The organism is Ruegeria sp. AP11, from assembly GCF_056535865.1.
In genome coordinates this window covers 133,688-147,207 of the sequence record NZ_JBQFJB010000001.1, presented here as the reverse complement: position 1 = coordinate 147,207, position 13,520 = coordinate 133,688, and the positions used below count along the sequence as shown (strand labels likewise).

General features: G+C 57.3%; 16 protein-coding genes. 9 read left to right on the top strand and 7 right to left on the bottom strand.

The genetic code is table 11. The features are described from left to right. Positions 1-250 precede the first annotated feature (250 nt). Together ACR3E4_RS00805 and tig are read left to right on the top strand one after the other, a co-directional pair. A complete protein-coding gene (locus tag ACR3E4_RS00805) occupies positions 251-1,375 on the top strand; it encodes a porin (RefSeq protein ID WP_480567038.1) in 1,125 nt (374 codons plus the stop codon). Positions 1,376-1,561: 186 nt separating this feature from the next. After that, a complete protein-coding gene (tig, locus tag ACR3E4_RS00800) occupies positions 1,562-2,893 on the top strand; it encodes a trigger factor (RefSeq protein ID WP_480531721.1) in 1,332 nt (443 codons plus the stop codon). A gap of 97 nt (positions 2,894-2,990) precedes the next feature. On the opposite strand, the gene ACR3E4_RS00795 is transcribed toward tig, so the two are convergent. From ACR3E4_RS00795 to rpsF, 6 genes are all read right to left on the bottom strand, one after another. Continuing rightward, on the bottom strand, positions 2,991-3,848 hold the full coding sequence (locus ACR3E4_RS00795) for an acyl-homoserine-lactone synthase (RefSeq protein ID WP_480531723.1): 858 nt from the start codon (positions 3,846-3,848) through the stop codon (positions 2,991-2,993). 104 nt (positions 3,849-3,952) lie between these two features. Beyond that, positions 3,953-4,654 carry a LuxR family transcriptional regulator gene (locus ACR3E4_RS00790; RefSeq protein WP_480531725.1) on the bottom strand — a complete coding sequence of 234 codons (702 nt, stop codon included), beginning with the start codon at positions 4,652-4,654 and terminating at the stop codon, positions 3,953-3,955. Positions 4,655-4,859: 205 nt separating this feature from the next. Then, positions 4,860-5,339 (bottom strand): transglycosylase SLT domain-containing protein, encoded by a 480-nt coding sequence (locus ACR3E4_RS00785; protein ID WP_480531727.1) that lies wholly within the window; start codon positions 5,337-5,339, stop codon positions 4,860-4,862. A 154-nt stretch (positions 5,340-5,493) separates the two neighbouring features. Further along, on the bottom strand, positions 5,494-6,114 hold the full coding sequence (rplI, locus tag ACR3E4_RS00780; RefSeq protein WP_480531729.1) for a 50S ribosomal protein L9: 621 nt from the start codon (positions 6,112-6,114) through the stop codon (positions 5,494-5,496). Positions 6,115-6,126: 12 nt separating this feature from the next. Then, entirely contained in the window at positions 6,127-6,354 is a 228-nt protein-coding gene (gene rpsR / locus ACR3E4_RS00775; RefSeq protein WP_005608650.1) for a 30S ribosomal protein S18, read from the bottom strand. 27 nt (positions 6,355-6,381) lie between these two features. Next, positions 6,382-6,735, bottom strand: coding sequence for a 30S ribosomal protein S6 (gene rpsF / locus ACR3E4_RS00770; RefSeq protein WP_170325294.1), 354 nt, complete (start codon positions 6,733-6,735; stop codon positions 6,382-6,384). A gap of 280 nt (positions 6,736-7,015) precedes the next feature. Between rpsF and ACR3E4_RS00765 the strand changes: the two genes are divergently transcribed. Together ACR3E4_RS00765 and ACR3E4_RS00760 are read left to right on the top strand one after the other, a co-directional pair. Further along, positions 7,016-7,525 (top strand): hypothetical protein, encoded by a 510-nt coding sequence (locus ACR3E4_RS00765; protein WP_480531731.1) that lies wholly within the window; start codon positions 7,016-7,018, stop codon positions 7,523-7,525. Between the two features lie 126 nt (positions 7,526-7,651). Continuing rightward, positions 7,652-8,224 (top strand): YceI family protein, encoded by a 573-nt coding sequence (locus tag ACR3E4_RS00760; RefSeq protein ID WP_480531733.1) that lies wholly within the window; start codon positions 7,652-7,654, stop codon positions 8,222-8,224. Between the two features lie 55 nt (positions 8,225-8,279). Here the strand turns inward: ACR3E4_RS00760 and ACR3E4_RS00755 are convergent, their stop codons facing one another. Continuing rightward, positions 8,280-9,509 (bottom strand): cytochrome b/b6 domain-containing protein, encoded by a 1,230-nt coding sequence (locus ACR3E4_RS00755; protein ID WP_480531735.1) that lies wholly within the window; start codon positions 9,507-9,509, stop codon positions 8,280-8,282. Between the two features lie 172 nt (positions 9,510-9,681). Here ACR3E4_RS00755 and fabD point away from each other — a divergent pair, with 172 nt between their 5' ends. The 5 genes from fabD to ACR3E4_RS00730 all read left to right on the top strand — a co-directional run bounded on the left by fabD (position 9,682) and on the right by ACR3E4_RS00730 (position 13,392). Continuing rightward, complete coding sequence (gene fabD, locus ACR3E4_RS00750; protein ID WP_480531737.1) at positions 9,682-10,620, top strand: ACP S-malonyltransferase; 939 nt, start codon at positions 9,682-9,684, stop codon at positions 10,618-10,620. Between the two features lie 42 nt (positions 10,621-10,662). Further along, positions 10,663-11,400 (top strand): 3-oxoacyl-[acyl-carrier-protein] reductase, encoded by a 738-nt coding sequence (gene fabG / locus ACR3E4_RS00745; RefSeq protein WP_480531739.1) that lies wholly within the window; start codon positions 10,663-10,665, stop codon positions 11,398-11,400. Positions 11,401-11,610: 210 nt separating this feature from the next. Then, entirely contained in the window at positions 11,611-11,844 is a 234-nt protein-coding gene (locus tag ACR3E4_RS00740) for an acyl carrier protein (RefSeq protein WP_008756330.1), read from the top strand. A gap of 141 nt (positions 11,845-11,985) precedes the next feature. Further along, positions 11,986-12,525, top strand: a complete 540-nt coding sequence (locus tag ACR3E4_RS00735) for a GNAT family N-acetyltransferase (RefSeq protein ID WP_480531741.1) — start codon at positions 11,986-11,988, stop codon at positions 12,523-12,525. Positions 12,526-12,648: 123 nt separating this feature from the next. Then, the gene (locus ACR3E4_RS00730) at positions 12,649-13,392 is read left to right on the top strand and encodes a 1-(5-phosphoribosyl)-5-[(5-phosphoribosylamino)methylideneamino]imidazole-4-carboxamide isomerase (RefSeq protein WP_480531743.1); all 744 of its coding nucleotides are present in this window, start codon (positions 12,649-12,651) and stop codon (positions 13,390-13,392) included. Positions 13,393-13,520: the final 128 nt, after the last annotated feature.

Here is a 13,520-nt window from a genome sequence, read left to right as displayed (position 1 = left end):
TTTGCATTGACTGCATCGCGGGTGTTCGCAAGGTGCATAGCGCGGCGTCTGAATTTGTTTGGAGGTGTTTCGGTTGCGCTTCTAAGTGCCAATTAAGGCATTGATATTAAGTTGCTTTAGCGGAATCTTTCGACGTCATCTGTAGTAAAAATGCAATGCTCAGCCCGCAATGGTCCGCGTATGTTTTAACTTTCGGATTTCAGGCGCATTTAAACAGCACATGAAACCGGAATTTCTGATGGTGATTGAAATGACCCACAACCTCAAACTGTCTTCGATTGCAGCGGTTCTGGCCGCAACAACGGCAATACCTGCTGCGGCTGAGCTGAAATATGAAAACAACTCCGGCGGTTATGTGCTGCTATACGGTCAATTCGACCCGGTCATCGTATCGGTTGATGATGGCGAGGAAACCGAGACCCGATTGCTGGACAACGATCTGTCCAACAGCCGCGTAGGTCTTCGGCTGATGCAGCCTTACGGAAATAATGAGTTCATGTTCCGCTTTGAGACCGGTCTGGGCTTGCCAAGCACCGCAACGGCCAATCAGGACGGAACCAACAACGATGGCTGGTCGCGTGAGAACATTCGGCACGTCGATTTCTCGCTGAAAGGGTCGTACGGTAAATTCTCGGCTGGTCAAGGCAGCATGGCCTCGGACGGCGCAGCGGAAACCGATCTGTCTTATGTGGGGACCGCGCTGTATTCCTTCACCAACGATGAAAACGGTGCATTTTTCTATCGCGGCACGGATGGCATTCTGAGCGACCTCACCGTGGGTGACTCAGCTGGAAACTTCGACGGCGCGCGCCGTGGACGCATTCGCTATGATACACCGGATTTCAACGGTTTTTCGGCGGCGATTGCCTATGGTCAGAACATCCTGTCCAGCAGCGATGATGACGATTACTACGATATCGCGCTTTCCTACGGGAACACTTTTGCCAATGGTATCGAGTTTGCCGCAAGCCTTGCTTATGCGGTACGCGACTTCGACGACGATTCGGGCGAACGGCGGGACACGATCGGGTCGGCTTCGGTTCTGCTGCCGAGCGGGTTCAGCTTTACTGCGGCGCTTGGTTCGCGCGATGACACGGCGAGCGGTGCCAGCGATCCGGATTACTGGTACACCAAGCTGGCCTACGAAGGCGACTGGGTGTCCTGGGGCAAAACCGGCGTCGGTATCGACTATTTCGACGGGTCAGATTTTGCGAACTCGGGCTCAAGCACCAAATCCTGGGGCATCGCGGTGGTTCAGCGGATCGACAGCATCAACACGGATGCTTATCTGAAATATCGCAGCCACGATTTCGACGACACGGTCGATTTCGAAAAGAACGAAGCTTGGGTTTTGGGTGCGCTCTGGAAGTTCTGAACCTGATGCTTTGATGTTCAGGCGCTCCGGCTGGGTTCGGGGCGCCTTTTTTTGTTCAAATCGGTGGCAAAACAAGACCGATAAAGGCATTGCCCCCTTGCACGCGGTGGGCTGGGCAAATAGAAGGCGTCAAATTTGCCTGGCGCGCCCGTTTTGCGCGCCCCGAATCCTATGGGGACTACCATAATGCAGGTTACCGAGACGCTGAACGAAGGTCTGAAACGCGGCTACAACATCGTTGTGACCGCAGCCGAGCTGGACGACAAGGTCAACGAAAAACTGACCGAAGCGCAGCCCGAGGTTGAAATGAAGGGTTTCCGCAAAGGCAAAGTGCCGATGGCGCTGCTGAAGAAGCAGTTCGGTCAGCGCCTGCTGGGCGAAGCGATGCAGGAAACCATCGACGGTGCGATGAATAAGCACTTTGAAGACAGCGGTGACCGCCCGGCGCTGCAGCCCGAGGTCAAGATGACCAACGAGGACTGGAAAGAAGGCGACGACGTCCATGTCGAGATGTCCTATGAAGCGCTGCCCGCGATCCCCGAAGTTGACCTGAAATCGGTCGAACTGGAGAAGCTGGTTGTCAAAGCCGATGACGCAGCCGTTGAAGAAGCGCTGAACAACCTGGCCGAGACCGCTCAGAACTTCAAAGCACGTCGTAAGGGTTCGAAAGCCAAGGATGGCGACCAGATCGTGTTCGACTTCGTTGGCAAGGTCGACGGTGAAGAGTTCGAAGGCGGTTCGGCAGAAGACTATCCGCTGGTTCTGGGTTCCAACAGCTTCATCCCCGGCTTCGAAGAGCAGCTGGTTGGTGTGAAGGCCGAGGAAGAAAAAGACGTCAACGTCACCTTCCCCGAAGAATATGGCGCCGAACACCTGGCCGGCAAAGACGCCGTCTTCACCTGCACCGTCAAAGAGGTGAAGGAACCGGTTGCTGCCGAGGTTGACGATGAGCTGGCCAAGAAATTCGGTGCCGAGGATCTGGCCGCGCTGAAGACACAGATCGCCGAGCGTCTGGAAGCTGAATATGCCGGTGCCTCGCGCGCGGTGATGAAGCGTGCGCTGCTGGACGTGCTGGACGAGAAAGTCTCGTTCGACCTGCCGCCGTCTCTGGTTGAGGCCGAGGCCAAGCAGATCGCACACCAGTTGTGGCACGAAGAAAACCCCGAGGTTGAAGGCCACGATCACGATCCAATCGAGCCCACAGACGAGCACAACAAACTGGCCGAGCGCCGCGTGCGTCTGGGCCTGCTGCTGGCCGAGCTGGGCCAGAAGGCCGAGGTTGAAGTGACCGACGCCGAGATGACCCAGGCCATCATGAACCAGGCGCGTCAGTACCCGGGTCAGGAACGCCAGTTCTTCGAATTCGTTCAGCAGAACGCTCAGATGCAGCAGCAACTGCGCGCGCCGATCTTTGAAGACAAGGTTGTGGACTACATTGTTGAGCTGGCTCAGGTCACCGACAAGGACGTCAGCAAGGACGACCTGCAGAAAGCCGTTGAGGCACTGGAAGAGGAGTAATCCTCTTCCTTCCCCCATCCATGGGGCCACAAAAAAGCGGAGCCGTCTGGTAACTGACGGCTCCGCGTGGGTGGCTTTGTACTATGAGGTGAGGGGGTCAGGCCTCATGAGCAAAAGCACGGGGGGTCTGTAACAGAGCGGTCTTTTGCTCTGGGGTGAAAGTGTCTGACAGGGATTCGATCAGTTTCAGAACTGCCTGCCGTTCCTCTTCCGTCTTGGCCGCACTCATCTGTTCGACAAAGTACTTCTCAAGATTGGTGAGCGGTTTGTGGTCGCGATTGGCCGGGCTGGACATTGGTGCGGCCTTGGCGCCTGCGAACAAGTCCAGTGCCTGTTCGTCTGTCAGAAAGACATCGTGGTCGATACTCGCATAGTCGCGAATTCCGGATATCCTCTCGTCCGAGCAATCCATCAAAGCGGCCATGGCGACAACTTTGCCCATGGGTTTAGCGCTGCCCAGATAGTCATATGGCGCATTGCCCGACCGCTGCAGGACACGGTTCATCACCGGGTCAATTACAGCAATCGAGTCCAGCACACCGGCCTTCTTGGCGTATTCGAAAGACCCGATCATGACCTCACTGGTGACGTAGGATACCGAGTTTTCGCCGCGGCCCGTGCCCAGCTTTTTGGTATCGACGCAAAAGCGTGTCGCTTCCCAGACCTGGGCGCTGCGGATCGGTGCATCACCGTCCAGGATCGAGTGGAAAACATCGGCCAGCATGTGCGGGCCTGTGGTCTGCAACAGTCGCATGCACCCAACGACGTCCCCCGAGTCGTTGATGCTTACTACATGTGCCGGATTCAGATCATCGAAGTGGTCACGCTCGCGCCCATCTTTGATGTTGACTTCCCATCCAAGGCGATCGCCAAACACGCGGGCGCGCAACTTGAACATTTCATCCAGTACATCGGTGAACATATGCTGGTTGATACCATCAATTACGATGATCATTTTCATCCCCCTACAGTCTACAATCTGGTTACCGTAAGATCACAGTTAACCAGTTTCTTGACTGAAACTATTGGGGGATTCCCGTAATTTTGACTTTTTTTTGGTTAACCTGGGGCAATTAGGCCAAGACCGATGGCCCGTCCAACGGCCTGCGGAGTGGTCAAAGCACCCAGTTTTTCGCGACCCGACCGCATATGCACTTCGACTGTCCGGTGCGAGATCGAAAGGATGTCACCGATATCCTGCTGTGATTTTCCTTCGGCCGCCCACTGAAGAATCTCTTTTTCACGCGTTGACAGGGAAGGTAGATAAAGCGCTTTGGCAAGCAACCCCGATTGCATCACGGTGTCGTGTGCCTGAACCGCAGCCATTTGTAAATCACCCATCACATGGACTTTGAGTTTTTCCCATTCGCTGTCCGAACAGTCGCGGGTAACGTTCAGCAGCCCGCATTCTCCATACGGGCCACGCACCGGAACGGTCAACCCACGGTGGCTGATACCGAAATCATGGGCGTCCTTGAAGACCGCATTGAACTTCTCGTCCTGGTTGAACCGCGCCCAGTCCACCGGAGCGATGCTGAGCAGGGATTTATACAGTGTGGGGTCGAAGTGATGAAAGCCCTGGCTTCCGTAATGGATTTTCCATTCGTCAGGATAGTTGGCATAGCCCTGAACATCACCTTTGACAGGATTAAGAGTGGCATAAGACGCATAGTCAAAGCCAAGCTCGGTACAGACTGAGTTTATTATGTCAGCGGCCGACTTTTCTTCGTGGTCGATCGCGGCCAAGTCTATCAGTTTCACCTATCCAACCTTTACGGTGACGTTTCTCTCCCCACAAGAACGCCGTATCTGTCCACATCAAGCATACGTTGCGTCAATCAGGGTATATAGCGCAAGCTATTTGTTCATGGCGCATATGCATAATGCGTGCAAATAGCAACAGATGCATATCCTTTTATCTTACCCTTCGCCAGTTCAACTACAATCAGAGGCCGAGTCGCCCATGTCACTCTGACACAAGCCCGGTTTCAACCAGCATCCCACGCGCTTTCGCCTCGGGGTAGTATCCTTTGGCATAGAGGAAGATTGCGCGTTTTTGATCGCCGTCCGACAGCAGCCAGGCTCCGCGCAGGTATTTCCCTGCAAATTCCAGATTTGTGTCAGCATCCAGAAGACCCTGAGCGTTGCCGGTATACCCCATCGAGCGCGCCGTGGCGGGCAGGATCTGCAACAGGCCGTAATAGGGGCGGTTCACGGCCCAGGGGCGGTGGGTGCTCTCGCGGATTGCCAGTTTGTGCACAAGCTCGCGTGGCAGTTCGTAGTGATCGGCCCATTTGTTGATCGACGTGCGCAGTTCCGGTGTTTCATTCGGGTATAGCGGCGGATCAAACGTATCCCCGCGGCTGGGCGTATCCGGGCCGCCACAAGCAGCAAGCGGTGCTGCGACCAGCAAAGCCAGTACGGCACGACGGGCAAAGGGGGGCATGGCGGTACTCCGTTATGAGTGACCGATGATATGGATCGCCGAACTGACCGCAAGGTCAAGAAATCGGTCTGGCCAAAATTTGCCGCTGTTGCGTGGCGGTACGAAAAAGGGCCACGCGATTGCGTGGCCCCTAATCATGAAAAGCTGAGCCTGATCAGGCTTTGGCTTCGTCTTCTTCAGCCGGTGCTTCTTCGGCAACCAGATCGTCGTCATCGGACGCGGCCGAGCCGATATCGTCGAACAGTTCGGCGATCTCGAATTCAGCAGCGGCTTCTTCTTCGGCCGCCAGTTCCTGGATCGATTTGCCCGATGCCTGCAGTTCGGCTTCTTCTTCCGAACGGGCGACGTTCATCTTGATCTCGACTTCGACCTCGGGGTGCAGTTTGACTGCGACCGAGTGCAGACCCAGTTCCTTGATCGGCGCGATCAGGGCAATCTGTTTCTTGTCGACGGTGAAACCTGCTTCGGTCGCGGCCTCTGCAGCGTCACGCGGGGTGACCGAGCCGTACAGAGCACCGGCATCCGATGCCGAGCGAATCACGATGAACTGCTGACCGTCCAGCTTTTCAGCCAGTGCTTCAGCTTCTTTCTTGGTTTCCAGGTTGCGGGCTTCCAGCTGCGCTTTCTGGGCTTCGAACGACGCGATGTTGGCGCTCGATGCGCTCAGCGCTTTGCCCTGGGGCAGCAGGAAGTTGCGGGCGTAGCCGGGCTTGACGTCAACGACGTCGCCCATCTGACCCAGTTTCGCAACGCGTTCCAGCAGGATAACTTGCATGTCAGTCTCTCCTTACTTCACGGCGTAGGGCAGCAGGGCGAGGAAGCGGGCGCGCTTGATAGCACGGGCCAGTTCACGCTGCTTTTTCGCCGACACGGCGGTGATGCGCGAAGGTACGATCTTGCCACGCTCAGAGATGTAGCGCTGCAGCAGACGGGTGTCTTTATAGTCGATTTTCGGCGCGTTCTCACCCGAGAACGGGCAGACCTTGCGGCGGCGGAAAAATGGTTTTGCGGCCATGGTTTATGTCCTTTCTTCAGGCGTTGATCAACGGCGCTCGCGGCGGCCTTCGCGCTCGTCGCGCTTCTGCATCTGGACCGAGGGGCCCTCGGCATGTTCGTCGACCTTGATGGTCAGAACTCGCATGACGTCTTCGTGCAGGCGCATCAGGCGCTCCATTTCCTGAACGGCGCCAGCAGGGGCGTCGGTCTTCAGGAAGGCATAGTGGCCTTTGCGGTTCTTGTTGATCTTGTAAGCCATCGTCTTGACGCCCCAGTACTCGCTTTCGACGACGTTGCCGCCGTTGTCAGCCAGAACGGTGCCGAAATGTTCGACAAGGCTTTCTGCCTGCGCGTTGGACAGATCCTGACGCGCGATCATTACATGCTCATACAGTGGCATGTGCACTCCTGTTTATATCAAGGCGCATTTCAAAGGCGGGGCCAGATGGTCCTTCGCGACCCTGCCACGAGAGGCTGCGCGATTCATAACTCCTGCGAAGGATGGCCCCGTATACACGTTTGTGGCGGCGGGGCAAGCCCTGCCACAGATGCCCTTGTGAAGTCCTCCAATTTCCACCGGGACGCCCCATTCCTGACTCTTTTCGCCACGAGGTTGTTCTCGAAGCCGGAAACACCCGGACAGTCGGAAAAAACTTAGACAGGGCAAGACAATGGCCGTCATGAACACAAACACTTTTGAAAAAGCAGCGCCCGGCGCAGTATTTGAAAACTCGGTCCCGGTTCTGATCACTTTCGCTCCGAACTGGCGGGCCCGGATGGTGCTTTTGCGTGTTGTCGGGGCCTTCCTGATTATGTCCGCATTCTCGATGTGGCTGATGCCTGGATCGGTCATGAGTGCCGAGGTCTGGCCGCTGAAACTGGTCGCGTCGCTGATGATTATCGTTGTGGGGGTCAGCCTGCTGACGATCGAGGTGATGGATGCGCGGCCCGACGCATATTTCGACCCGATCCGTCGCGAAGTGCGTATCCTGCAGAAGAATGAAAATGGACGTCCTCAGACGGTTCTGCGCCGCAGCTACGAGTCGCTAGGTGGTGCGCGTTTTGCTGATGATCAGGTCGAATTGTTCGACGTGGACGGCAGCCTGTTGATGAAACTGCCGCTGGAATCGGCGGATGTCAGCCGGGCGCTCAAGGGCCAACTCAGCCAAAACGTGACAATTTTTGCCTGAATTCAGTTCTGTTCAAATAGGAACAGAATCTGTGAATCAAAAAAACTTGTGTGCTGCCCCTGGGCGGCACATTTTTGTTTGTGAGCAACCCACCAGGTTTGCAACAACACCATTGCGGAGATTGTTATGAAATCCACCCTTCTTGCTGCTGCTCTGGCGGTATCTGCCACCGCTGCTTTCGCCAGTGCTGAAAAATACGTTTTGGACCCCAGCCATAGTCAGGTTGTCTTCAGCTATAATCACCTTGGATATTCAACCACGACGGGCATGTTCTCGGGCTTTGAGGGCGAGATCATGTTCGATCAGGAAAACCCTGCCGCTTCAAGCGTGACGGTTTCAATGCCGGTCGTTGAGATGATCACCGGTTGGAAGCCGCGTGAAGATCACTTCATGACCGAGGATTTCTTTGGCGCAGCCGAAGGCGATCTGGTCACCTTCACCTCGACCGGTATCGAAGTGACCGGTGAAAACACCGCCAACATCACCGGCGATCTGACCATGAACGGCGTCACCAAGTCGGTGGTTCTGGACGCAAAGCTGAATCAGGTTGGCGATCACCCGATGGCAAACAAGCCCTGGGCCGGTTTTGACGCCACCACCACGCTGGTGCGCAGCGATTTCGATCTGGGCCAGTTCGCTCCGTTTGTGGGCGACGAGGTCGAAATCAAGATTTCGGTAGAAGCTCAAAAGGCTGAATAAGCCAACTTGATCATCGAAACAGAAACCGCCGGGGTTGATCACCCCGGCGGTTTTTTCATTCCTCGTCGCGTTCGGCGGTCAGCTCGACCGATACTGTGACGGTGAATCCCAACGAGTCTTCGGTGGGCTGTGAGGTGCCGACGTCGAAATCCATGCGGTTCAGTTCCAGTTTGCCGGACATCGTTGCCTCGTCGTCCTGCAACTCCAGCGTAAAGGGCAGCACCACATCGATGGATTTGTCCCGGATGGTCAGAGGCCCGCGCGCTTCATAACCGGCGTCTGTTTTGAACAGGTCGGCTTTGAATTGGGCCGTGGGAAATTGCGTGCTGTCGAAGAAATCGGCACCCAGGGCTTGATCGGTTACCGTACCAAGGCTGAGCGAGCCGATGGCAATCGTAACATCGACCGAGCCAGCCAGACCCGGTTCGGCGGGATCTTCGAACGCAATTGCTGCGGTCCAGTCTTCAAAGCTGCCGGTTACAGGGCTGCCCAGTTGGGAAATGGTGATCGACAGCGTGCCGTCCTCGACCTCCCATTCCGATTGAACCTCTTCAAGCTCAGCGGTGTCCACTGAGGCGTCCGAGTGATCGTCAAATACACCGGTAGACCAGCCGCCAACAAGCACCAACGCCCACACGGCAAGCGCGGCAATGGCGGGCGTGGCCGAATGATGCTGTGCCGGCGGTTCCGGCGCGTCAGACTTGCCGGGCAACATGCGGCGCAGCGTGTTGTCCTTGTCCACGACATGGTGCTTCAGCGCGCCCATAATATGCAGGACCAGTGAACCGCCCAGTATACAGATGAACAGCCAGTGCAGGCTGGCGGTGATCTCGGCCAGAAAGGCCGACTTTGGAACAAAAGGCAGATTCTGACCAAACGGCCAAAGGATCGGGGCAAAGCCCTCGGCGGCGGCGTGGTGGATCCATCCGGTCAGAGGAACCAGGACCAATGAACCATAGAGTAGCCAGTGCACGGTTTCGGCGGCAAAGGCCTCGGGCTTGTTGTCAGCGTTCAGCAGGCCGGGTTTGGTCTGGGTCAGTGCCCAGAGGATTCGGGCCAGCGCCACGAAAAACACGGTGATCCCAACGGTTTTGTGCAATGAGAACAGCCGCGCCGCGCGTGCGATGTCGTCCTCAGTGGTGGCGATGTTCGGGTCGTAGATCGCCTGGGCCAATTCATTTGCGAACCATCCCAGCGGCAAGGCTGTCAGTATCAGCAGGGCGGTCAGCCAGTGAAACGCTTTGGTTACACCACCATAGCTGGACCGGGTGTTTGTCAGGGGCATTGCTGGTCTCTCCGCGTTGCTGAGTTGTGGGTAAGTTAAAGGGATGCCGTGCGGACACAAGGCAGAGAAATGCACAGTTAAAGTGTCCAAATGCAGAACGCAGGCAATGCTTGTGCCGCGCCGTCAGTCGGTTTACACCCCGCCGAAACCTGACGTTACGCAAGAGGCTCCTATGACACGCGCGTTTGTTTTCCCCGGGCAGGGCGCCCAGACCATCGGAATGGGCAAGGCTCTGGCCGAAGCATATCCCGCCGCCCGCGCCGTATTCGATGAAGTTGACGAGGCCCTGGGCGAAAAACTGAGCGATCTCATCTGGGAAGGCGATATCGCGGATTTGACCCTGACCCAGAATGCGCAACCGGCGCTGATGGCAACCTCGATGGCAGCGATGCGCGCGCTCGAGGCCGAGGGGGCGTCGATCTCGATGGCGTCATATGTGGCCGGGCATTCGCTGGGTGAATATTCGGCTTTGGCCGCTGCCGGAGCGCTGTCGGTTGCCGATACGGCGCGCCTGTTGCGGACGCGCGGGCAGGCGATGCAAAGCGCCGTGCCGGTGGGTGAAGGGGCCATGGCCGCCATTCTGGGGCTCGACCTGGATGCCGTGCGGGCGGTGGCCGAAGAGGCCGCGCAGGGCGAGGTCTGTCAGGCCGCCAATGACAATGATCCGACGCAGGTCGTGGTGTCGGGCGCGAAGGCTGCGGTCGAACGCGCCGCTGAGATTGCCAAGGAAAAGGGTGCTAAACGCGCGGTGATGCTGCCGGTAAGTGCTCCGTTTCATTGCGCGCTGATGCAACCTGCCGCAGACGTCATGGCCGAGGCTCTGGCCGCTGTCGAAATTAACACGCCTGCCGTGCCGCTGGTCGCCAATGTGCGCGCCGAGGCCGTGAGTGATCCGGACGTGATCCGTCAGCTGCTGATTGAGCAGGTGACCGGTTCGGTACGCTGGCGCGAGAGCGTGCAATACATGGTTGCGCAGGGCGTGACCGAGGCGTGGGAGATCGGCGCAGGCAAGGCGCTGTCGGGCATGATCCGCAAGATCGACCGGGCCCTGGCCTGTACTGCGGTCGGGTCGCCCAATGATGTGAAAAAGGCCGTTGGCGCAGAAGAATAGGCGAGAATGCCGCCGGTATCGGTGGCCAGAGAGGGACTATTGATGTTTGATTTGACAGGTAAGAATGCGCTGATCACCGGTGCTTCGGGTGGCATCGGCGGCGATATCGCGCGCGCGCTTTATGAAGCGGGTGCCAGCGTCGGATTGTCCGGAACGCGGGTCGAGCCCCTGCAGGCGCTGGCCGACAGCCTGGGTGAGCGCGCCCATGTCCTGCCCTGTAACCTGAGCGACCCCGAAGCCGTCGAGGCACTGCCGAAACAGGCAGCCGAGGCGATGGGATCGGTCGATATTCTGGTCAATAATGCGGGCATAACACGCGACAACCTGTTCATGCGTATGTCGGATGAAGACTGGCAGAGCGTGATCGACGTGAACATGACCGCCACCATGAAGCTGTGCAAAGGCGTGATCCGTGGCATGATGAAGGCGCGTTGGGGCCGGATCGTGAACATCTCGTCCGTGGTCGGCGCGACCGGTAACCCCGGACAGACCAACTATGCCGCATCGAAAGCTGGCATGATCGGGTTTTCCAAATCGCTGGCATATGAGGTCGCAACCCGGGGCATTACCGTGAACGCCGTGGCGCCGGGCTTTATCACCACTGCTATGACCGAAAAGCTGACTGACCAGCAGAAAGAAGGCATTCTGGTCAAGGTTCCGGCCGGTCGGATGGGTGATCCGCAGGAAATTGCGGCGGCTGTTCTGTATCTGGCAAGCCCCGAAGCGGGTTATGTCACCGGAAGCACCTTGCATGTGAACGGCGGTATGGCCATGTTGTAATCGCAAATCAGGGCAGACGCGAAAGCGTTTGCCTTGTGCGTTGTCTGTGTTATAGGCGGCGCGTATGCGCGGGAACCGGCTCAACGGCCGGTTCTCTGATTTCCCGGGGACCCGGGACCTAAACCGCCCGGAAAAGGGCACAACAAGTCCATCCCGAACGGGCAAGGGCAGAACCGGGCAAACCGCCCTGAAATGAAATGAGGAATAGACATGAGCGACGTCGCAGATCGCGTTAAGAAGATCGTTGTTGAGCACCTGGGTGTTGAAGAGGACAAGGTTGCCGAAAACGCCTCGTTCATCGACGATCTGGGCGCAGACAGCCTGGACACTGTTGAGCTGGTAATGGCCTTCGAAGAAGAGTTCGGCATCGAGATCCCTGATGACGCAGCCGAAACCATCCAGACCTTTGGCGACGCGGTCAAATTTATCAGCGAAGCTTCCTAAGCCTGCCTGACTGATAGAAAAGCGGCGCTTCCGGGCAACGGAGGCGCCGTTTTTTTATGCATTGCCACAATTCGCCCTTGCTTTGAGTGGTTTGCGCTCGTCACTCTGAAATCCGAGGCAAAATTCCGAGCGGGCAAGGGCATGATAAGATCCACCCCGATGATCAATACGGCGCGTCTGACCCTGTGTGCGATGCGTCCCGAAGATTTCAACCGGTTCGCCGAAATCTGGCGTGATCCGGAGGTCGTGCGCCATATCGGCGGTACTCCCAAAACGCGTGGCGAGGCTTGGGATTCGTTCCTGCGCAATGCTGGCCACTGGCAGATGACCGGCTTCGGGCAATGGGGCGTGATGCTGCAGTCGAATCGCAGATTGATAGGTCAGGCCGGGTTTTTCTATGGAAACCGCTCATTGGGCGAGGATTTTGACGGCTTCCCCGAGGCCGGATGGGTTCTGGCCCCCGAGATGCAGGGGCAGGGCTATGGGCAAGAGGCTGCACAGGCCGCCCATGATTGGTTCGACCGCGTTATTCCCGGCCCGCTGGTCGCGTTGATTGACGCCGATCATATGGCCTCGTGCAGGTTGGCCGAAAAGCTCGGGTACAAGCTGCTGCGCGCGGCTGAATATCGCGACACGCCGGTGCATCTGTTTCGCCGCGATGGCCCTCCGGCACGGTTGTGAAACGCATTCTCTGCTGCCGTGCCGCAAAATAGCTGAACAGTGCCGATCTTGTGAAATGAGACGGCAAATTGAGACTTTATGCTATCGTGGAATTCACGAGTGATTCAGCGGAGGATATGAATCATGATGATTTACCCCACGATGGAACTGCAAAACGGTAAATGCGTTACGCTGGACAAGGGACGTCTTGAGGACGCGATGCTTTGGCATGTGGACCCGGTTGAAACAGCACGCGGCTGGTCGGCGGCGGGTGCCGAATGGATGCAACTGACCGATTTCGACGCGATCGAAGGTCGTAACACCAATTCGGAACTGGTCGAAGAGATCATCCGCTCGAGCGAAATGTCGGTACAGTTGGCCGGTGGCATGCGGACCCGCGAGCAGGTCGAGCACTGGATCGACAAGGGGGCGGGTCGAATCGTCATTGGCACGCTTGCGGCCTGGGATCCTCAGTTGGTTAAGGAACTGGCCAAGCTTTACCCTGACCAGATCGTGTTGGCCGTGGATGTCTGGCAGGGTCAGGTGATGACCGAAGGCTGGCGCAGTCAAAGCGCCTTTACGCCCGACGCCTTTATCGAGGCGTTTGCCGACACGCCTTTCGCGGCCATTCTGGTCACCGATATCGATAGCGATATGGAAGATGTCGAGGCGCAGCTGGGCCTGATCTCGGGTCTGGCCAGCAAATCGCGGACGCCTGTCATCGCCAGCGGCGTTGTGCGTACAACCGACGATATCTCGCGTCTGGCTTATATTTCGAACATTTCGGGTGCCATCGTCGGGCGCGCACTGTTCCGCAAGACCGTCGATCTTGGCGAAGCGCTGGCGGTTGCGCAGTCGGCCCATGAGCCGGTCGCCGAGTTTCAGTAAAGCGTCATAGGACAAGAGAATCCGCCCGGCTGCCGGACAGCGGGGCGGATTTTTCGTTCGATCACGAGATTTCATCCGCCGGATGGCTGGCCCATAGTCCCAAGGCAATCAGATGCTATGCCAGAATC